This is a genomic window from Leptospira bouyouniensis (assembly GCF_004769525.1).
In the GTDB taxonomy this organism is placed as follows: domain Bacteria; phylum Spirochaetota; class Leptospiria; order Leptospirales; family Leptospiraceae; genus Leptospira_A; species Leptospira_A bouyouniensis.
Genome location: NZ_RQFT01000007.1, coordinates 159,758 through 180,182, shown reverse-complemented (window position 1 = coordinate 180,182; position 20,425 = coordinate 159,758). Strand labels below are relative to the sequence as shown.

Here is a 20,425-nt window from a genome sequence, read left to right as displayed (position 1 = left end):
AAAAAGGTCATTCAAAAACATTGAGAAAATCCTAGTTTTATAGGTAGGATTTTGATCGGTACACAAAATATCCGACCCATTCTTTGATGCTGAGAGTTGTTAAATCCAAATATCCTGCTGAAGGTAAATAGAGTTCAAATGCCCCAGATTCCATTTGAATGGATCTGTAGTCGGTGGGGAAAGGGAATACATCTAGATTTTGTTTTTGGAAACAACCAGCGGAACGTTTCATATGGAAAGCAGACGTGATGAGAATGTAAGATTTAAAATTATGTTTCTCGATGATTTTTTTGGTTTCGACTGCATTTTCATACGTATTTCGTGAGTTGTTTTCTAGGATGATATCCTCTTCTTTGACACCAAGTCCAATGAACAAGGATTTTGCTAAGTCAGCTTCTCTAAACTCATCTGCGAGTAATAAACCAGACCCTCCTGTAAAAAGAATCTTTTTTATTTTGCCGGCTTTGTATAGACGTATAGCGTCTGTAATACGATCTGCGGAATCTGTGAGTTCGGGTCTTGCTTTTACAGATGATATGGTTTGGATCATTCCACCGAGTACAATTGCAACATCTGCCTTTGGGGAAGATTCAATTGGAACTGGCGGGAAGTCTTTTTCCAATCCAGTCACCAAGGTGTTGGCAACAAATGAACTTGAACTGAAATATAAAAAAAGACAAATCAGAAAAAATTGGAATTTGGTTTTCCCTGATTTGATTCGAAACAAAAGGAATAAACTAAAGAGAAAAAATACAGGCAAAGGATATAAAAAAACTGTAAGGACTTTGGAGAGGATAAAAAAGATAGAATCCATAAGGGAAGAATCCAATTGGGTTGAGATTTTTACCAGTCCAAATCGGGTCCGAGCACTCCAATCCCACTCCCCCAATATTGGGAAGGGTGCGGGTATCGTACGGATACTCCTAGAGGTGACCTGGAATATTTCCAATCCCTTGCAATTTGTTTTCTTTGTTGCATTTGCTCTTCTGTGACTCCTAAATCTGAAGCATTTAAGAATTGTTTGGTGAGCTCAACCCATTCCTTAATGGCTGCAGGGTTTTGTTTTTTCAGATCTTGGATTAGGATTCGTAGTTCAAATTCTGCATCTTCCCTTAAGTCCCTTGCAATTTCCGAAATTTCTGCATTGGAACCAAATACAGTTTCATTTCCTTCCGTACGATCGACAGCATCTCTCCATTTCGCGTAAGCGATGAACAAATTCTTTGTTTCGTCGTATCGATACATAGTAGTAAATGAGTGTGGTTTAATTTTGGAAAAAGGCAATCGAAAAATGGATCCAACTTATTGTGTCTTGTCACAGTCTAAAATTCGTGAATTGGAAATCATTTGTTACACTCACGATTCTGTTTGGATTGACCACGAGCAGTATTGCCGACTCTAAAATCTTAAAACCCCACCATACCCATTCTGGATTCCAGAATCCAAATCCGAATTATGAACGTAAAGGATTTTGGGATGTTCTCGTATGGCAATGGGATCGATTTTTTTTACAGTATAGTTTGGATGCTAAAACTTATCCACCATTTCCCATCCTAATCAATGATGGTAACCTATTAAAAAGTAACGATACAAAACTTTCCGTCACATGGGTAGGGCATGCGACTACACTTGTACAAATCGATGGTCTCAATATACTCACGGATCCTATTTGGAGTGATAGATGTTCCCCTTTAAGTTTTGCTGGACCAAAACGTTACACTCCACCTGGTATCTCCCTCGGTGACCTTCCCAAAATAGACATAGTCATATTATCCCACAATCATTATGACCACACCGACATTCCAACACTTAAAAAGTTGGAGGAGACATTTCATCCTTTGGTTTTGACAGGTCTTGGAAATAAAAAACTTCTGTTAGGTGAAGGTTTAAAAAATGTAAACGAAATGGATTGGTGGGAAGAAATTTCATTCGGTTCAGTAAAATTAACATTCACACCGACACAACATTTTAGCGGGCGAAGTCTTTTTGACCGAGACGAAACACTTTGGGGAAGTTTTATGATTTCTGGTACACGGGAAAAAGTGTATTTTGCGGGAGATACCGGTTATTTTTCGCATTTTAAGGAAATTGCAAATCGTTTTGGAAACATTGATGTGGCCATTTTGCCAATTGGTGCAACTGAACCACGATGGCTCATGGAACCTGTTCACATTGGGCCCACCCAAGCGGTAATGTCTTTTCTGGATTTGAAGGCAAAATACTTGGTACCAATGCACTATATGACCTTTGTTTTATCAGATGAACCACTTGATTCTCCTGTGCCACGCACAAAAGAGGCAATGAAACAATCGGGAATCTCCGAATCTGCTTTCGTACCCTTAAAAATTGGAGAAACTCGCTTTTTTTAGTTCCATGTGATTTCTCTTTCGGGTAAGCTGTCCTAAAAAAAATAGGATGGTGAGCACGTTGAAGAAGCTTCTCACATTGATGGTTTTCCTGATTTGTTTGTCTGTGACAACTGCAGGGTTATTTGCCGAAGAACCAACTCCGGTTCCAACAGAAACAACAACACAAGAGGAAACAGGGCATTCCTCACATGGAGAATCCGTACACGAAGAACTCCCGTATTGGACGGTTTTACCTTTTGTGGCAATTCTCCTTTCGATTGCGATTTTGCCTGTTGCCTCTCACAAAACAGCCCATTGGTGGGAAGACAATAACAACAAACTCATTTTAGCAGTGGGTCTCGGAGCAATCTCCTTTGTTGTTTTACTTGTTTATGGGTATAGCCATAATATCGTACATACCGTTTTCTTTGATTATATTCCTTTTATCATCTTACTCGGATCCTTGTTTTACATTTCCGGTGGGATTGTGATCAAAGGGGATATCAAAGCAACCCCACTTAACAACACGTTATACTTGTTAATTGGAGCAAGTCTTGCCTCTTTTATTGGAACTACGGGTGCATCCATGTTACTGATTCGTCCATTGTTAAAAACAAATAGCGAACGAAAACATGTTGTTCATACTGTTGTGTTTTTTATCTTTCTTGTATCTAACATTGGTGGATCTTTAACACCTCTCGGTGATCCTCCATTGTTTTTGGGTTACTTAAAAGGAGTCCCATTCACATGGACATTTAAGTTATTACCTGAGATGTTAGTGGCACTTGTCATCTTACTCACTGTGTATTTTGTTTGGGACACATTGGCTTACAAAAAAGAAACCAAAAAAGATTTGGCCCGTGATACGAAACTTGCTACCCCTTTTTCAATTGGTGGCCAAGTAAATTTTATCTGGTTACTCGGTGTGATTTTAGCAGTTGCATTTTTAAACAGTAACTATATCCCACAAATCAATGAAACACCAACCCTTGGGTTTATCCGAGAAGCAGTTCTCATTGTTCTCATTGGTCTTTCTAAGTTTACATCTAAAGAAGAAAATCGAAAGTTTAATAACTTTACTTTGCATCCGATCCAAGAAGTGGCTTATCTCTTCATTGGAATTTTCATCACTATGATCCCTGCTCTAGTGTTATTGGAAGCACATGGAAAGGAACTTGGGATCACACAAAACTGGCAATTCTTTTGGGCAACAGGGGCTTTCTCCTCAGTCCTCGACAATGCTCCCACATACTTAACGTTCGGATCATTGGCTTCGGGACTCCTCACCCCTGTCGGATCTACTCCTCTCACTCTTGGCCAGTTCATTGGAAATGTCCAAGCAGAAGAGATTTTAAAAGCAATCTCAGTGGGTGCTGTGTTTATGGGTGCCAATACGTACATTGGTAACGCCCCTAACTTTATGGTGAAGTCAGTGGCAGAAGAAAACAAAGTGAAGATGCCTTCTTTTGGTGGGTATTTAGCATATTCAATGGGAATTTTGGTTCCTGTTTTTATTCTCATCACCTTTATTTTCTTCGTCTAAGTTTTACAAAAGCCGGGGATCTTTCCCCGGTTTGAATCCTTTCATGATCCTGCATTTATCCCAATTATATTCCTTATCACGGTCTGGTTCATTTTCTCACCTTTCGAATCGCAAAGATTCCTTACAGAAGGAACGAGAGGAACTTGAATCAATTCTCAAAACTTCGAAAGAAAAACTCATCTACGGGATCCATACAGGTTTTGGTCCGCATGCCTTCACTTCCAATGAAGAGCTAGATTTGATCCAAAAATCATTGGTTTACCACCTAACAGTGGAACCTGTGCTTTCCAAAGAAGGAATCCCTCATTCCAATTTAACCCATGAAGAAGCAAGGGTTGTGTTAGCTGCGAGACTTTATAGTTTATCACTCGGTGGTTCAGGGATTCGGTATGAAACCTTAGACGTTTTGAACCAACTATTAGAATTGGATTGTATACCCATACTTCCCGAAAGAGGTTCTTTATCTGCCTCGGGTGACTTGATCCCTCTTAGTTACATTCCGTTGGCACTACTTGGTGAGTCAGGATTTACTGGCAAAGGGAAAGAATTAGGTCCCACAAAACAAAATGGGAAAACGTCAAAAATTTCAGGTCTACCATGGACACCCCATCCCAAAGAAGCCATTTCGTTAACCAATGGTACAAGTTTTACAACAGCCCTTCTTGGTTACCAAGTGGTTACATTTCGTAACTTGTTTTTGCAATCGATTGAACTCTTACAATACCTTTTTCATTACCATTCTGTTTTCCCCGACGCTTTCCATCCGGCTTACCACAACCACAAACAATTCTCTGGACCGAAACTGATTGCAAAATTTCTGCATCCCATTGTTTCTAAAAATCCAAAATCGAAAGTGGAAGGAAAACGGATACAAGACATTTATTCTGTTCGTTGTATCCCTCAAATATTAGGGGCTGTCTGGGATGAAATTGAGTCCATTGGTGGAGTCGTTGAACAAGAATTAAATTCATTATCTGATAATCCTGTTCTCATTCATACTGACGGAAGAGAGGAAACTCGTTACCGATTTGCCGAAGGTGGTGGTTTTTACGCTTCGCAGGTAAGTTTTGCGGCAGATCGTTTACAAAATGCGATGGCAGTTTGGTGTACTTGGGCGGACCGATTTTTAAATTATTTGTTTGATCCCAAGGAGAACGATGAATTCCCGCTGATGTTATCGGCAAAACCAGGAACTTTTGCCGGGTTATCTGGATTAGGCCTTATGTCAGCTCACCTAACGGCTGAAGTGCGAAGGGATAGTATGCCTGGTTCCATGCAATCGATTCCTACGAATGGAAATAACCAAGACATAGTGCCTATGGGAGCCATATCAGTTTTACGAAATCGTAGAACAGTGACGAGTGTGACAAAACTATTATCTATTTTTTCGTATGCTGTATACCAATCTTCCTTATTTGCCAAACGAAAAGAATTGGTGCCAGATTGTGAATTATTTCGTGGGCTTAAGACAATGGATGTGGATAGAAGTCTGGATTTTGAAATCCAGACACTCATTGATAGAATTTCTAATTCTACTTCTTCTCTTGCAATGACTCCAATCGATTGAGTCCCATTCCTAATGCTAAACCTAACACCAGGGCTGCGAGAGGGATTTGGGCTTCTGTAAAATCTTTTGGTAAGATATTTTTCGCCGTGGCAATTTGGATGTCTCGTTTCACTTCCCCAGACCTTCCAACAACCGCTTGGCCATTGGCATAATCTTTAAACGGCCAAAGGATAAAAAATGAACCTAAGATAAGACCAAGTAAAAATGTCATAGTATGTGATTTGTATTTCACAAATAACCATTTTACGATATGTGTGAAGATCAAAAGTCCAAGTAAACAACCAATTCCAAATGCAGCTAAAAATAAAATAGAACTTGGCTCTAAGATGGTCGAAAGTTTACCAATTACAATTTGGTATTCACCTAACACGAGCATGATGTAAGAACCAGAAATCCCTGGCAAGATCATGGCAGAGATGGCAATCACACCTGTTCCAAATGCAAAAATTGGATTTTCAGAACCAGTATTTTCTCCCATAAAAAAACTAGGAACGATGGTTAATAAAATTCCTGGGATTAAAAATAACCAAACAATGAAACTATGTTTTTCGATAAGTTTGTAAGGAACTACTAGTGATGGTATGATGAGACCAATAAAAAGTGCAAGTGTAGCTTCTGGATGGTTTTGTAATAAAAATTGGATGAGTTTAGCGCCAGAGATCACAGAAAGTAAAAGTCCAATTCCAAGGAATACTAAAAACCAAAAATCAATTCGTTTCATTTCCTTGGCAAAATTTGTCCTCACTTCTTCTTTCCAAAATCCTATGAGTAAGGAAAAGGAAACTTTAATGGTTTCAAAATTTAAAGAAGTAATGGCTGTGATGAGTCTGTCATAAAGGCCAAGGATAAGAGCAAAGGTTCCCCCAGACACACCAGGGATAAGATTTGCGATTCCAATGAGAAACCCGTTGAGAATGCAAAATAGAATTTCTTTTTTTGTTAGAGGCATAACGGAAAGATTGGATTCATCCAAACTTTAGGCAAGGTTTTTTCGTAAAGCCCAAACCCAAAGAAAGGCATACATTATGAGGGAAACAAAAAACAGTCCAAACAAAATGGTAAACTTTCCGAGTCTTAAGTGTTGGAAAAGAAAGTGGAGGCAAAGAACGAATAAATTTAGAAGTGAAAATACAACGAGGGAACCAACTTTTCCTAAATTCGTTTCTGTTAGTTTTTGGTAGAGATGTTCTCTATGTGCTTGGAAAAGATGTTTTTTCTGAATGAAACGTTTGATTAATATGAAAATTCCATCAATCCAAAAGAAAGGAAAAAGATAAAAATAATCAGTTAAATCCCAGAGCATTGGATGATCAGTGTCTGGACTTTGGGAATCGTGATGGAAAAGTAATGGTAGGAACAATACAAAAAATCCGAGAGCTAAGGACCCACTATCGCCCATAAACAATTTTGCCTTTGGGAAATTATAAAACATAAAACCAAACATCGAAAGGAATAAAATTGTGTACAAACTGTATCCAAAATTTGGTTTAGAAAAAAAGTTGGGTAAAACAATTCCAATGGAAAAAAAACAAATCGTAAATGTCAGGACAAGATACCAATCCATCCCATCCATAAAGTTGACTAAGTTGATCCCAAATACTAAAAATATGGTTAAAAATATGATTTGTACAATTTGAGGGATCGAAGTATAACCAAAACTGCTAGTTCTCGGTCCAATGCCCCATAAACAAACAAAGACAATTCCTAACTCTAAAATAAGCCTAAGTTTAGGTGTTAGGTGAATCAAATCATCCACAAATCCTAGAATGGAAAATATAAATATACCAGCTAACAGAAGATAGAAGTCGTTTATGTGGTTTGGACTCGGAAAAACAAATGCAGAATCTGTCCACTGCGGGTAAAAATAAAAGAGGAGTGTGGCCACCAAAAAAAGGGGAATAAAAAACATCCCACCCGATTTTTTTGTAACTGTGTCATGCAAACTCCGTTCATTTGGCACATCTTTCACTCCAAATCGTGAATACACATAAATTGTGTGCAAAATAAGGCTAAAGAAGCCTAGAATCAGGAAGGAAATGGGAAAAAAAGGGACCATTTTCGCAAAGTTTCAGAGAACGGGGTCTTTTGGCAGTTTTTTATTGCAAAAATCAGTCCCTCCTCGATGTTTAATTTATGTTTCAGGGCGTCTACACTGCGGTCATCACCCCTTTCCGCCAAGGGAAAATCGATTACGATAGCTATTTTAAAATCCTAGAAAACCAGATCCGATCGGGAGTTGCTGGAGTGGTTCCATGTGGGACAACGGGAGAATCACCAACTTTATCTTATGAAGAACATAAGGAACTCATCCAAAAAACAGTTCAGGTGGTGGCCGGGAAAATCCAAGTTATTGCTGGGACAGGTTCCAATTCTACAAAAGAGGCAATTGAGCTCACTGAATCCGCATGTGCCGACGGAGTGGACGGAATCCTTTCTGTGAATCCGTATTACAACAAACCGACACAAGAAGGGATGTTCCAACATTTTACAGCGATTGCCAATGTATCATCTAAACCAGTGATGTTGTACAATATTCCTGGTCGCACGAATGTCAACTTAGTGCCAGAAACTGTCAGTCGTTTGGCGGCACATCCTAAAATTGCAGCGATCAAAGAAGCGACAGGGGATCTTGGACAAATGGCAAAGGTGATCTCCCAATGTCCGGCCGATTTTGATTTATTATCTGGTGATGACAACCTTACGCTTCCAGTACTTTCGATTGGTGGTAAAGGTGTCGTTTCAGTTGTTTCCAATTTATTCCCACGAGCTTGTGTGGATATGGTATCTTTGTATTTACGTGGTGATTTAGAAGCTTCTAAAAAAATCTATTACAAACTTCTTCCTGTGTTTGTGAATGCTTTTATTGAAACAAATCCCATTCCAATTAAAGCTGCTATGAGTTGGTTTGGGTATTGCACAAATGAACTCAGATTACCAATGACTTCTCTTTCAGAAGGGCAAGCAGCTGAGTCCTTTAAAAAAATAGTATTCCAGTTAAAAGAGGAAGGCATTGTCTAAGATCAAAGTCGGTGTAATAGGTGCTGGTGGGAGGATGGGTAAAGCCATTATCCAAGTAATCTCCCTTTCCAAAAAATCAGAGTTAAGCGCAGCTGTCGTAAGAGAAGGTGCCATTTATGCAGGTTTTGATTCTGGTAACCATGCAGGCATCAAAGAAACTGGGATTTTGTTATCTTCCGACTTACAGAAAGCATGCGAAGATTCAGATGTATTAATCGATTTCAGTACACACACTGGTTTTGAATCCATTCTTGGAGTCGTATTACAAAACCATAAACCTTTAGTCATTGGGACGACAGGTCTTACTGACTCAGATAAAACATTAATTAAGTCCGCAGCACAAACGATTCCGATTGTCTTTTCTCCAAATATGTCTGTGGGTGTGAATTTATTGTTTAAACTCACCGAAATTGCTGCCAAAGTATTACACGAAGATTTTGATATTGAAGTTTTAGATATCCACCACCGCCATAAAAAAGATTCTCCATCAGGTACCGCCATGTATCTCAAAGAGGTATTACTCGGAGCAAGTAATCGATCAGAAGAAAATGTGATTTATGGTCGTCACGGAATGTATCCAGAACGTGACCAAAAGGAAATCGCAATGCACACGATGCGAGCAGGTGAAGTTGTTGGAGAACACACAGTTTATTTTTTTAGTCCTGAGGAAAGGATAGAGATCACACATAAAGCACAAGACCGCAAAACATTTGCTAGTGGTGCTGTAAAAGCTGCTGAATTTTTACATGGCAAATCGAAAGGTTTGTACAATATGTTTGATGTTTTAGGAATATAAATTGGATTTTTTTCGAGGATTATACATCATTCCATGGAGTAAAAACTATATCTCCATCAGTTTAGATGTAATCATCGTCGCTTTTTTAATTTATAAAACTTATACAACACTTCGTAGAACACGAGGAATCCAGTTACTCTTTGGAGTTGGGATCATCTGGATTTCGGGAAGTTTAGCAGAGTACTTAGGTTTTGAGTTACTTGAATGGATTTTAACGAACATTCGGCCTGCATTGGTTTTTGCCATCATTGTATTATTACAGCCCGAATTACGCCGGCTAACTGGTGATTTGGCGCGTATACGATTGCTTCGATTGTTTTTTTTGAAGCCAACTTTTGATTTGGATCCCATTGTAGAAGCAGTTCGTGCCATGTCCCAAGAAAAAATTGGGTCGATCATCGTGCTTGTAAAAGATATAAGCCTTAAGGATATTTCTGAAAATGCGGTGCCAATAGATTCCATTGTCACTTCTGAAATTTTGCAAACTATCTTTTTTAAAAATTCTCCTCTTCATGATGGGGCAGTCATCATTGAACAAAACCGAATTGTCTGTGCGGCATCTTATCTACCAATGAGTAGTTCTGTTGAAATATCAACGTTAGGTGCAAGACATAGATCTGCACTTGGGTTATCGGAAGAGACAGATTCCATTATCATCGTGACATCTGAAGAGACCGGTGATATCACAATTTGTTACGAAGGGGAAATGATCCACCCAGTCAAACCACTGGAATTAAAAGCCCTCGTGAGTGGTCTCATGTCGGGGAATAAAAAGGTAAAAGATGAGTCACATAGAAAAACCAAAGACAAAGATTCCGGGGTCATCATATGATTTTGAAATTATTTGGCAAAATGGTTCGTAACTGGAAGGCAAAGTTAATTTCCCTTATCGTTGCGAGTATTTTTTATGTAAATTTGCAAAACTCGAAAGTATTAATCAAAACTGTCAATGTACCGATCGACTATCCAAAGTTATCCGGTAATTTGAGTTACTCGAAAAATCCTGAAAAAACCATTCCTGTGCGTGTGGAAGGTTTAAAAGACGTAGTAAACTATTATTCGCAATTTATGAAAGCAGTGATTGATCCTGAAGATGTTCAGTTAGGTGTCACAGAAGTTCCTATTAAAAAAATTGTGGGTGTACCGAGTGGAGTTAAGGTTACAAAGTTAAAAAAAACAGTCCCTGTTGAAATTGAATCTAGAGGTTTAAAGGTTGTTCCGTTAGAAGTTGTGTTTGAAGGGAATCCTCCAGCAAACTTTGAAAAGCTGACACAAATCCTTAGTCCTCAAAAGGTTACCCTTAGTGGGAAACCTCAAGACTTAGAAAAAATCAACAAAGTAGTGTTACCTGAAATTTCACTTGTCGATCGAAAGGAACCATTTGCTAAAACTGTAAAAATTCCAGAGCTTCCAAAAGGAGTAGGAGTTCTCGGTTCGAGAGATGTAACTGTGAATGTTAATATCATTCCCCTTTCTTATAAAACAGGGGAACAAACTGCCGCTGGAATTCCTATTGTTTGTTCTGGTTTGGATCCAAAATTAGATGCGGAATTATCAGAAGAACAAGTTGCGATTCGTTATTTTTCTTTAAAACCAATTCGGTCTGCTCAAATCCTAACAGGCATAACTGCCCAAGTCCCATGTAATTATATCTTTGACCCCATCAAAAATAAAATCATTCCAGAACTCCAACCACAAGTAGCAAAAGTTAGGGTTATAAAAAACAAAGATTTAAAAGGGATTGAAATCCTTCAAATTAGTCCTGAAAAAATTGAAATTCGATATAAAGTAAAAGAACAAAACATTGATTCGGATCCAACAGATGATGGAACAGGGATGGAAGGACCAACCCCTAATCCATCTGATCGATCTTAATTCATTTTACAACTGTTAAACTAGGATCTCAATTTTCCAAAGTTTGGGTTGGATCCATTTTCAAATTTTCATATGTAAATGAATTAGCAATTATTGGGTTATTTTAGAAACTCATAAATTTCTTTAAAACTTTCTTCTGGATTTTCCCACATAGGGTAATGCCCGATGTTTGGCCACCGAATTAATTTTTTGTTTTTGATCGGAAGTCTTTCAATTTCATCGGCCAAATGGCTTCCACTCACTGGGTCTTCGCCACCGTTGATGAATAAGAGTGGGACTTCTGTTTGGAGAAGAGCATTTTTCCAACGATCACCGTGCAATCTTCTTTCTGGGATATACTTGAGAAGTTTATGAGGGATAAGTATTTTACTAGGATAAGTGATTAGTTTCCATAAAACTGAAATTTCTTTTTCTGTAGGTTTTGTATTTTTTCCAAATACATCACTAAACGCAACACCAAACTTTTTTTCATCATAAAACCTAGCAAGAAAAGCACCTAAGAAAGGTGTGGCGAGAAGTTTTTGTTTGAATGTAGGTCTATGTAAATGGGGAAATAGTCCTCCATTAAAAAATACAGCGCCATCAATTTCATACTTTCGATCTTTACGTTCTAAATGCCTTGCTAGAATTTCTTGTCCTACACTCACTGCGTAATCATGAAAAACAAATTTTACTCGTTTGAGTGCATTTTTTTCAATGAAATGTTCAATGATATCGGTTTGTTCCATAAGCGTATATGTATGTTTGGTGGGTTTTGATGAATAACCAAAACCTAAAAAATCAATAGCGAACGTATTGAAATATCGTGTTAATCCATTGAAGATTTTTGAGTAATCCCACGAGGAAGTCGGGAATCCATGGAGTAGGATTAAGTTTTGCCCTCTGCCTTCTTGTATGTAAAAGATTTGGAATTTTTTGAATTCAAAAAACTTTCCTGCTGCCAACCATTCTGTTGCGTTCTTTTTTGGGAAATTGAGATCTAACATATCCGACATAGCACAATATTTTAGGAAGTGAGTCAAATAGAAGAATTTGCTATTTTCTCAATATTTCAAAGCCGATCTTATAAAGGATGGATTCATATTCTCTAATTTATTTTGAAAAACCAGAGGGGGTTATATCCAATTGGGAATATTTTTGGTATCAAATTCCTTATGGTGCACCTGGAATTCTCACCTTTGTTGTTGGATTATTTTTAAGTTATTTTGCCTTTCAAAAGTTTCGTAAATCAAAAGAAGATAATCGTTATTTTCATCTGAACTTAACCATTTCTTTTATTAGTTTTGGGTGTGTGGGACTAGTTTTAACAACGAGAGCTTGGATCCAAGATGTGGAAACACTTGTTCTTTGGAATGATCTATTGTATTTCTTAGTTGCTCCTCTTGCACCAACTGCATTTTACCTTGCCTATCACATGACAGGGAAACAAAGCAAACTATTATTATACTATTCTTATGTATGTTGGTTTGCCAGTTTCGTTTTGTATTTAGGTGTTATATTAGGAAAAGGATTTGAAACCACAGTTTTTGAATTTCCATTTGGTAAATACCCACGAGGTAGTGCCTTTGTCAGGCCTTGGGGGATCCTTGCACCACTAGGTTATTTTTTACTCATTCTTCCTTCCTTTATCAAACATTACCAATACATTCGCAAACACTATCATCTAACACTTTTTCATGGTGTGAATTTATTATTTTTGCTCACAACCTTAAATGCACCAAGTATCTTAGGATTTAAAGTGTATCCTGGTGGATTCTTTTTATTCATTCCAATGTTACTTGTTGCCTATGGAGTGTTTCGCTCCGATTTTTTTGATGTAAATGAACTTCTATTCCAAAAGAATGGAATGTTTTATTTTTTATTCGCTCTACTTTCCTTTGTTTTGATTTTTATCTCTTTTGGTGTTTCGTTTGGTCTTTCACCAAATGCTTACGAATCAGCTAAATGGTATCCATGGGGAATTCCTCCCGTTATATCGGTGTTTGGTGCCGTATTTTTATCGATCATAGTAGCAGGTGCCAATCCATCGGCAAGGATCAACCAACTTTGTGCCTTTGCACTCATTCTCACTGGATTTTATGTAATCCAATCGGTTCCACTTAAGTTAAACATTTCGTATGTAGTACAACTTCGTATTTCACAAATGACTTTTGTCGCTTTTGCCTTTGCCCCTAGCATCATGGTGAGGCTTGTATTTGAAGCCATTGGTCAGAAATCTCCTGTTTGGTTACAAGGGATTGATTTCTTATGCATCACTGCGGCCATTTTAGCTCCATCTCCCTATTTATTTGTTGGATACTTTGATTATCCGTGGTCTAGGGTGCATCATGGTGGCCCAGCTGAATTACTCGTTGGCGCAAATGGTGCCATCGCCCTTGTCTTAGTCTTATTCACGTTCATACGAAATAAAGGTTATATCAATTTTGCATCCAAATGGATCATTGGTTCCTTTTTATTGTCTGCGCTTTTACTGCTTGCAGCTTTGTTACCGAGTCATGGAATTCCCATTTACCCCATTGCTGATTTTCAGTTTATTCCAGCGTTTTTACTTGGTTATGCGGTCTTAAGGCATGGTGCTTTGTCTCTAGAGGGACGAACCATCCAGCTCAGCCAGAGGTTAGCAAACCTTGGCCTCATCACCATGGCGATCGCAGCAATTTTGTATTTTCCTTTGATCCGAGAACAATACGGAGTCGGGGAATCTGCATTCCATCTTACGATGATTGTATTGCCACTGGTTCTTTTTAATTATTTGGTAGTTTATATCATGTCGAGGCCTCTCGCAGAAGAACTTGATATAAGTTATTTTCTCTTAGATTTGGAAAAACAAAAAGCGGATGAAGAAAGAGAAAAAGCACTCATTGCCCAAGACAAAGCGGAAGAAGCAAGAGAAGAATCCGAAAAACTTTTGTTAAATATTTTGCCATATAAAGTGGCACAAGAACTAAAAACCAAAGGAAGTGTGAATCCCGTACGTTTTGAAAACGCGACTGTATTATTCACTGACTTCAAAGGTTTTACGAGAGTTGCTGAAGGTATGGATGAACAAAGTTTAATCGAGGAACTTGATGCTTGTTTCACACAATTTGATGAAATCATCTTGCGTAATAATTTGGAGAAACTAAAAACCATCGGCGATAGTTATATGTGTGCCGGTGGTCTACCTGTTGAAAACAGAACTAGCGCCATTGACGCTTGTTTGGCGGCTTTGGAAATCCAAAGTTTTATGAATCAATTAAAGGAAATCAAATCTGCGTTAAACCTTCCATTTTGGGAATTACGTTTGGGAATCCATACAGGTCCTGTGGTTGCGGGTGTTGTCGGTCGGTTTAAATTTGCATACGACATTTGGGGTGATACGGTGAATACCGCATCTCGCATGGAATCAGGTGGGGAAACAGGAAAAATCAATGTTTCTAAAGATACCTATGAACTTGTGAAGTACTTTTTTGAAACAGAATATAGAGGGAAAATTCATGGGAAAAATAAAGGTGATTTGGATATGTATTTTGTCCACCGCCTAAGGCCTCGTTATTCGCAAGACCCTGATGGTAAGGCACCAAACCAATATTTCCGAGAAGTGTATGCGCGGATTTCTCGTGGTGCCAATATTCGGTGGAAAAAAGAATCCTAGTTGAAATTAATTAAAATATCAACTAACTTAAGTTTGTTCTTCTTCAGCAAGCCATGTGCGTAATAACTGAGCCACATCCTCTGGTTTTTCTTTCGCTAGGTTGATAGCGTTTTCGAGAAGCTCTCGTCTGAGTTTTTCGTCGAGGGAGAGTTCGACCTCTGCTCCCCCTTCGTCCATCACACGGAGTGCTGCTTCCCTCATCATCTGTTGTTGGGCAGCAAGTTCTTCTTCTCTGAGTCTTCTTCTTCTTGCGATTTCTTTTTTGATCGCACGATACACTAAAATGGCAAGGATGAGTAAAATCAGAATCACAAGGGATGCGATCACCATATTGCGGATCGCACGTTGTCTTTGGAATTCTTCATCTTCCAAACGGAATTGTTCGGTTCTATCCTTTGGAATTGTGATCACACTGATTTGGTCACCGCGGGAACGAGTGTATCCAATCGCTGCTTCCAAATTTTTACGAATGAGTTTTAGGTCTGGTTCTGCAACAGGGATGTACTTACGATCATATCCCAAACCATCTTCTCGTTCTTTGCGTTCCCAAACTCCATCCACAACGACAGACAAACCAATCTTTTCAATTTTCCAAGGTTGGCGTTTGATGTCTTTGACTCGTTTGTTGAATTCGTAGTTATTGATATTTTCGTCTTTCGAATACTCTGCTTTTTGGTAATCAGTATCTTTATAACCTGGAGGAAGGTTTGGCTCAGTTCCTGCTGGACCATCTGGTGTAAACCCTCTCCCTTTAAAAGATTCTTTAGTTTCTTTCGAAGATACTTTTAAGGAATAGCCATCCACCAATTTACGTTCGTTATATGGAGTATCTGGGTTATCTTCTTCTGCAACTACTGGTAATACTTCGTTTTCAGTTAAGGATTCTTGGTCCCAGTTAAAGGAATATTCAAACCGAGTGATATCCACTCTGTCTTCTCCACCCAAATACCAACGTAAGGTATTGCGGATATCAATGAGGCGTTTAACACGTTCTTCTTCTTCGATTCGTAATTTTTCTTGAACGATTCGTAGTTCTAATCTTTCTTTTTCTAAGTCTTCTTCAAAATCAGAAATGATTTTTCCGTCGGGATCGGCAACACTTACGTTTTCTGGTTTGAGTTTGGGAACGGCTCTTGCGACTAAGTTCACAATCCCTTTGATCTCTTTTTTACTAATACCTTCCACACCTGGTCGGAAATGTAAGATCACACTTGCTTTGACTGGATAGGAATTGGATTCAAACAAATCACCTTCAGGGATCGCAATGTTTACATCTGCTTTTTCAATGGGACGTAAGGTGTTAAGCGACTTTTCAATCGCACCTTTGAGAGCCCTATACTTTTTGATATCTTTGTCAAATTGAGTTTCTGTGAATTTTTCAATATCAAAGAGTTCCCAACCAGTGACACCAGCAGGGATTAAATTTTCTTGCGCAAGTTTCGTAACAATCTCTTGCCTTTGTTCTGGATCCACAGTGATGACGCTTGTTTCGCTAGAACCATAGGAATACCCAAGGGCATCTAATTTTTTTGTGACTTCTGAGAAGTCTTTGGAATCCAAGTCTTTGAAAAGAACCACTCGGTTCCTTTGGGAAGAGACATTGGAGAGGATGATGATGGCCACCACTACCACTGCAAGCACCCCAGCCAAAATCATTTTTTTGGTTTTGTCGAGTTTGTTGAATAATTCTTTTAGATTATCGATGATCTTTTGCAGTGGTTCAGGCATAGTTCGGGCCTCGTCGAGATTTGAGACATAATGCCATGGATTCCCTGAATTGTACAAGTACTTTTCGAGGAGAAGGTGGGAATTGCTGATCGAGAGTCATCTTCCAAAAGACTACGTGGACCGGTAAACCAAAGGGTTCGCCCACTGGAAGGCAATATAACGAAATGAAAGATGTAGAAAAAATACTCTACACTATGACTGAACAAGGCTTACGAATGTGAGCCTTGTTACCAACCTTTCAAAATTTCTAGAAATTTTTGATCTCATTTGAGAATCAAAAAGATTGTTGTCAGTTGATTGTTTTCTTAAACCCCTTCCACTTTTTGGAAGACTCTGTCAAAACGTTTCAAAGCATCATCAATCACTTCATCTGTATCAGAGGCACTGGTGTACAAACGACTTCCCGCTAAGGTAACAAGACCTTCCGACATATAAGCGGCTCCCATTTCTTCCATCGCATGTTTCCGTTTGTGTGCTTCTGCAATGGTTTTTTTGATGGTCCAGAACTTTTTGATATCGATATCGAGTAACATTGTACCAACGGTCTCTAAGTGGCAAATGGATCCTTGGTTGAAGGCAACAAAGGGTAAATCGTATTTTTTGATGAGTTTTTGTAGACCTTTCGTAAGTCTGTCGCCGGCTCTTCCTGATTTTTCACATGCCTTTGTTTTTTCCATTTCGCATAACGTAAAGTAACCGGCAAGGGAGCTAAGTGGGTTTGCTGCCATGGTTCCTCCGATTAACGCTTTTTTGGTTCCTGTCTGTAATCCGGCAGATACATACTTCATGTATTCTTTTTTTCCACCAAGACCACCTGCAGATGGATACCCACCAGCAACAACCTTACCAAAGACAGTGAGGTCAGGGTCCACACCAAAATAACCTTGAGCACCACTAAGTCCAATTCGGAATGCGGTTACCACTTCATCAAAGATGAGAAGGGCTCCGTATTTGTTACAAAGTTCTCTCACTCCTTGATTAAAATTGAGATCAAGAGGTCTTGTTCCACTTTCAGGGCCAACTGGTTCGATGAGGACAGCTGCAGTTCCTCCAAAGAAACGATTTCGTTTCAGGACAGATTCAAGTGAGTTCAAATCGTTCGGATAAAATTCTTGTGTGTATTTAAAGATCGATCTTGGAACACCATTGGCTTCAAAATGCCTTGTACCTGGGATACGTAAACCATAAGCAAGTTGGTCACTCCATCCATGGTAGGCTCCTCCCATCTTGACGATGTTTTTCTTTTTCGTGGCAAGCCTTGCCACTCGAATGGAAGCCATACAAGCTTCTGTTCCGGAACCTAACATGCGAAACATTTCCACAGAAGGAACAAGTTCGACAATTTTTTCTGCAAGTTTGTATTCGTATTCATGGAAGAGCCCTGTCACAGGACCTGTGGAATCCAATAGTTCGATGACTTTTTTACGAACGCTCGTGGGGTTACTTCCAAGGACTGTGGGTCCACCAGCTTGTAAGAAGTCGATGTATTTGTTTCCATCCAAATCATAAAGATACGCACCTGCTGCCTTGGTGAAGACTAATGGAAACGGGAAATTAAAGGATAAGTTGTGTTGGACACCGCCCGGGATGTATTCCGAAGCCTTCGTGATCATGGCTTTGGACTTGCTGCATTTTTTTTCAAAATAGTTTTGGATGATGTTCTCCATTTCATTTTTGCGAATGGAACGGATCGGTAAGGAAACTAATTTCCGTAAGTCTTTGTAGGTTTGTTCTACGTTTGGGTATTCGTTGATGGAAAAGCCTGTGGCCATACGATTGTTTCCTCGTCAGGGTTCTTTTGACTTGACAATGAGTGAGTCATCACTCATTGTCAAGAAGGAATTTCTAAAATTTAGAAAGTTTCTTGGATTCTCTGGAAATTCAGATCAATTTCCTTGAGAAATCCAGCCTTTTTTCATTTATAGGTCGGGGATGGGTATGGCAGACACAAAACATTTTAACGAAAGTTTCGAACGGATTTCAGAAGAAAAACGGACACGGATTTTATCCATCGCCATCTCTGAGTTTGCCAACCGCGGTTTTACCAGTGCCAATACCAATACTATCGCCCAAAAAGCAGGGATCAGTGTTGGTTCCCTTTATAAGTATTTCGAAACCAAAGAGGATTTTTTCCTTACGGTAGTAGATTATGGCATCACCCAATTGGAAAAAACATTGGAAACTGTATTGTCTATGGATTTGGATTTTTTTGGTAAAATTGAAAAGATCGTACGGATCATCCAAACTCACTCTCGAACAAACCAAGACATCATCCGGTTATACAATGAAATGACAACAGAAAGTAATTATGAACTCATTACGCGCCTGTCAGGTGAGTTGGAATCTTTGTCTGCAAAATGTTATATTGATTTGATTCAAAAGGCAAAGGAAGAAGGGACAATTGAAAAGGATGTGGATAGTAACCTTTCTGCTTTTTTACTAGATAATATCTTTATGTCCTTACAATTCTCTTATGCCACCGTATACTATAAAGAAAGGATGAAAATCTATTTAGGGGATGATGTTTTTGATAAAGATGAAGACATTGTCCAAGCAGTTATGAAATTCATCAGGCGAGCACTTGGTGTCTGTTAAGGTTCCATAAACGGACTTTCTTTTAAACGAAAGACTAAAGCAAGTGTAATCGCTGTTAGTGCCAGTAAAACATATAAAAACGATACCATTCCAAAAAAGTTAAGTCCTAGGATAAAAAGAATTCCTGATACTTGACCTACAAGCAGTAATAATCCTTGTGAAGTTGATTCTGGTGCAGGGGATGTAATTTCAGCACAGTATTGGAACCCAATGGGTGCACCAATTCCAAGCAGAAAAAATCCAATCACAATCGAACCAAACAGTAAGGTTATAAATCCTTCCAATAAAACAAAAATGCTAAGCCCTGCCATAAACCCAACCATTGCGATGATTAAAAATAGTTTTCGTTTTTGGATTTTGTCAGAGATCGGTGGGATGATGACACCACCAAAAATCCCTGCAATGAGCATTACACCACCCACAAGACCAGATTCTTCTGTCGTGAGTCCCTTGATCTCACAAATTTGATCAATGCAAGTACTCACTGCATTGAAGACACCGAGCCCAATCAGAAACAAAAAGAGAATTTTTTTCATATCCGCTTGTTTCCATAAAAAAGAAATCCCTTCAAAAAAAGGTAATTCATGGTCTTCACCATGTGTACTTGGTGAGGTGGGTGGTTTTTCTTTCACTAGGACTAAAAATAAAATTGCACATAACATAGAAACGAATCCATACACTTGCATCACTTGTGGAATGGTTTGTCCACTGTGTAATAAAATAGGAGTGAGGATCATCACAATGATGATCCCTAAAAATTGTGCTAATGTTCCGAGAGCAACTGAAGTGGCTCGTTCTTGGATCGGAAACCATAATACACTGATTTTTGTTACCGCATTGAGTAAAAAAGGTTGGGCGATCGCAAGGCCAAGTTGGCAAACAAATACCATTGTATAATCTGTTGCATAAAAACCTTTGAGTAACCCAAAAACACCTGTTAGGAGTGCTCCAAATCCAACACCAATTTTCACTCCATAAGTATCAATGACATAGGAAGCGGGAATTGCTATGAATACAAAAACGACTAAAAAGATAAGGGAGAGGAGATCAATTTGTAAGGCAGAGACTTGGAAAAACTCTTTCGCTTCCCTTGCGATCGGCGCAAACGTAAGCCATTGTAAACATATGGTAGCAGTGATCACAATATAGGCAAATAGTACCACCCAACGGTATCGATAAAGTTTTACTGGTACTTGGTTCATACAAATCACTCCCTTGTTTCCCAAAAGTAACATTTCATTTCCAAATCCCCTTTTCACAAATCTGGTGAGTCTGCTCAGAAAAGGTAGAGGGAGATTAAAAATCGATTGCCAACGGAGCT

General features: G+C 38.8%; 17 protein-coding genes. 9 read left to right on the top strand and 8 right to left on the bottom strand.

Annotated features, from left to right (window positions below):
- Positions 1-37: 37 nt before the first annotated feature.
- Complete coding sequence (locus EHQ43_RS06950; protein WP_135770471.1) at positions 38-814, bottom strand: YdcF family protein; 777 nt, start codon at positions 812-814, stop codon at positions 38-40.
- Positions 815-843: 29 nt separating this feature from the next.
- On the bottom strand, positions 844-1,245 hold the full coding sequence (locus EHQ43_RS06945) for a hypothetical protein (protein WP_135742409.1): 402 nt from the start codon (positions 1,243-1,245) through the stop codon (positions 844-846).
- 86 nt (positions 1,246-1,331) lie between these two features.
- Here EHQ43_RS06945 and EHQ43_RS06940 point away from each other — a divergent pair, with 86 nt between their 5' ends.
- The 3 genes from EHQ43_RS06940 to EHQ43_RS06930 are packed head-to-tail and all read left to right on the top strand — an operon-like array spanning position 1,332 to position 5,458.
- Positions 1,332-2,369, top strand: coding sequence for an MBL fold metallo-hydrolase (locus EHQ43_RS06940; protein WP_244242684.1), 1,038 nt, complete (start codon positions 1,332-1,334; stop codon positions 2,367-2,369).
- 58 nt (positions 2,370-2,427) lie between these two features.
- Positions 2,428-3,891, top strand: a complete 1,464-nt coding sequence (locus EHQ43_RS06935) for a sodium:proton antiporter (RefSeq protein ID WP_208730953.1) — start codon at positions 2,428-2,430, stop codon at positions 3,889-3,891.
- A gap of 43 nt (positions 3,892-3,934) precedes the next feature.
- Positions 3,935-5,458 (top strand): aromatic amino acid ammonia-lyase, encoded by a 1,524-nt coding sequence (locus tag EHQ43_RS06930; RefSeq protein ID WP_135770469.1) that lies wholly within the window; start codon positions 3,935-3,937, stop codon positions 5,456-5,458.
- On the opposite strand, the gene EHQ43_RS06925 is transcribed toward EHQ43_RS06930, so the two are convergent.
- Positions 5,424-6,407, bottom strand: coding sequence for a DUF368 domain-containing protein (locus EHQ43_RS06925; RefSeq protein WP_135742411.1), 984 nt, complete (start codon positions 6,405-6,407; stop codon positions 5,424-5,426). The two genes, EHQ43_RS06930 and EHQ43_RS06925, sit on opposite strands and share 35 nt — an antisense overlap.
- 27 nt (positions 6,408-6,434) lie before the next feature.
- The gene (locus tag EHQ43_RS06920; RefSeq protein WP_135770468.1) at positions 6,435-7,514 is read right to left on the bottom strand and encodes an MraY family glycosyltransferase; all 1,080 of its coding nucleotides are present in this window, start codon (positions 7,512-7,514) and stop codon (positions 6,435-6,437) included.
- Positions 7,515-7,591: 77 nt separating this feature from the next.
- Between EHQ43_RS06920 and dapA the strand changes: the two genes are divergently transcribed.
- Genes dapA through EHQ43_RS06900 form a run of 4 tightly spaced genes read left to right on the top strand, consistent with a single transcriptional unit; the run spans position 7,592 to position 11,147 of the window.
- Positions 7,592-8,476: a 4-hydroxy-tetrahydrodipicolinate synthase gene (gene dapA / locus EHQ43_RS06915; RefSeq protein ID WP_135754564.1), complete on the top strand. Its 885-nt coding sequence runs from the start codon at positions 7,592-7,594 to the stop codon at positions 8,474-8,476.
- Positions 8,469-9,272, top strand: a complete 804-nt coding sequence (gene dapB, locus EHQ43_RS06910) for a 4-hydroxy-tetrahydrodipicolinate reductase (protein WP_135770467.1) — start codon at positions 8,469-8,471, stop codon at positions 9,270-9,272. The genes dapA and dapB overlap by 8 nt, the downstream gene beginning before the upstream one ends.
- Position 9,273: 1 nt before the next feature.
- A complete protein-coding gene (cdaA, locus tag EHQ43_RS06905; protein ID WP_135741144.1) occupies positions 9,274-10,104 on the top strand; it encodes a diadenylate cyclase CdaA in 831 nt (276 codons plus the stop codon).
- Positions 10,101-11,147 carry a CdaR family protein gene (locus EHQ43_RS06900; RefSeq protein ID WP_135741145.1) on the top strand — a complete coding sequence of 349 codons (1,047 nt, stop codon included), beginning with the start codon at positions 10,101-10,103 and terminating at the stop codon, positions 11,145-11,147. The genes cdaA and EHQ43_RS06900 overlap by 4 nt, the downstream gene beginning before the upstream one ends.
- Before the next feature lie 98 nt (positions 11,148-11,245).
- On the opposite strand, the gene EHQ43_RS06895 is transcribed toward EHQ43_RS06900, so the two are convergent.
- Complete coding sequence (locus EHQ43_RS06895; RefSeq protein ID WP_244242683.1) at positions 11,246-12,133, bottom strand: alpha/beta fold hydrolase; 888 nt, start codon at positions 12,131-12,133, stop codon at positions 11,246-11,248.
- 86 nt (positions 12,134-12,219) lie between these two features.
- Between EHQ43_RS06895 and EHQ43_RS06890 the strand changes: the two genes are divergently transcribed.
- A complete protein-coding gene (locus EHQ43_RS06890; RefSeq protein WP_135770466.1) occupies positions 12,220-14,781 on the top strand; it encodes an adenylate/guanylate cyclase domain-containing protein in 2,562 nt (853 codons plus the stop codon).
- A gap of 27 nt (positions 14,782-14,808) precedes the next feature.
- On the opposite strand, the gene fliF is transcribed toward EHQ43_RS06890, so the two are convergent.
- Both fliF and EHQ43_RS06880 read right to left on the bottom strand, forming a co-directional pair.
- Positions 14,809-16,509 carry a flagellar basal-body MS-ring/collar protein FliF gene (gene fliF / locus EHQ43_RS06885; RefSeq protein ID WP_135741148.1) on the bottom strand — a complete coding sequence of 567 codons (1,701 nt, stop codon included), beginning with the start codon at positions 16,507-16,509 and terminating at the stop codon, positions 14,809-14,811.
- A 305-nt stretch (positions 16,510-16,814) separates the two neighbouring features.
- Positions 16,815-18,281, bottom strand: a complete 1,467-nt coding sequence (locus EHQ43_RS06880) for an aspartate aminotransferase family protein (protein ID WP_135741149.1) — start codon at positions 18,279-18,281, stop codon at positions 16,815-16,817.
- Positions 18,282-18,447: 166 nt separating this feature from the next.
- On the opposite strand from EHQ43_RS06880, the gene EHQ43_RS06875 reads away from it, so the two are divergent.
- Entirely contained in the window at positions 18,448-19,104 is a 657-nt protein-coding gene (locus EHQ43_RS06875) for a TetR/AcrR family transcriptional regulator (protein WP_135741150.1), read from the top strand.
- Here the strand turns inward: EHQ43_RS06875 and EHQ43_RS06870 are convergent.
- The gene (locus EHQ43_RS06870) at positions 19,101-20,306 is read right to left on the bottom strand and encodes an MFS transporter (protein ID WP_135741154.1); all 1,206 of its coding nucleotides are present in this window, start codon (positions 20,304-20,306) and stop codon (positions 19,101-19,103) included. The two genes, EHQ43_RS06875 and EHQ43_RS06870, sit on opposite strands and share 4 nt — an antisense overlap.
- Positions 20,307-20,425 lie beyond the last annotated feature (119 nt).

Coding starts and splice junctions, on each gene's coding strand:
- EHQ43_RS06945 (WP_135742409.1), bottom strand. CDS start 1,245: ATGTATCGATACGACGAAACAAAGAATTTGTTCATCGCTTACGCGAAA.
- fliF (WP_135741148.1), bottom strand. CDS start 16,509: ATGCCTGAACCACTGCAAAAGATCATCGATAATCTAAAAGAATTATTC.
- EHQ43_RS06870 (WP_135741154.1), bottom strand. CDS start 20,306: ATGAACCAAGTACCAGTAAAACTTTATCGATACCGTTGGGTGGTACTA.
- EHQ43_RS06930 (WP_135770469.1), top strand. CDS start 3,935: ATGATCCTGCATTTATCCCAATTATATTCCTTATCACGGTCTGGTTCA.
- EHQ43_RS06880 (WP_135741149.1), bottom strand. CDS start 18,281: ATGGCCACAGGCTTTTCCATCAACGAATACCCAAACGTAGAACAAACC.
- EHQ43_RS06950 (WP_135770471.1), bottom strand. CDS start 814: ATGGATTCTATCTTTTTTATCCTCTCCAAAGTCCTTACAGTTTTTTTA.
- EHQ43_RS06875 (WP_135741150.1), top strand. CDS start 18,448: ATGGCAGACACAAAACATTTTAACGAAAGTTTCGAACGGATTTCAGAA.
- dapA (WP_135754564.1), top strand. CDS start 7,592: ATGTTTCAGGGCGTCTACACTGCGGTCATCACCCCTTTCCGCCAAGGG.
- EHQ43_RS06900 (WP_135741145.1), top strand. CDS start 10,101: ATGATTTTGAAATTATTTGGCAAAATGGTTCGTAACTGGAAGGCAAAG.
- EHQ43_RS06925 (WP_135742411.1), bottom strand. CDS start 6,407: ATGCCTCTAACAAAAAAAGAAATTCTATTTTGCATTCTCAACGGGTTT.
- EHQ43_RS06890 (WP_135770466.1), top strand. CDS start 12,220: ATGGATTCATATTCTCTAATTTATTTTGAAAAACCAGAGGGGGTTATA.
- EHQ43_RS06895 (WP_244242683.1), bottom strand. CDS start 12,133: ATGTTAGATCTCAATTTCCCAAAAAAGAACGCAACAGAATGGTTGGCA.
- EHQ43_RS06920 (WP_135770468.1), bottom strand. CDS start 7,514: ATGGTCCCTTTTTTTCCCATTTCCTTCCTGATTCTAGGCTTCTTTAGC.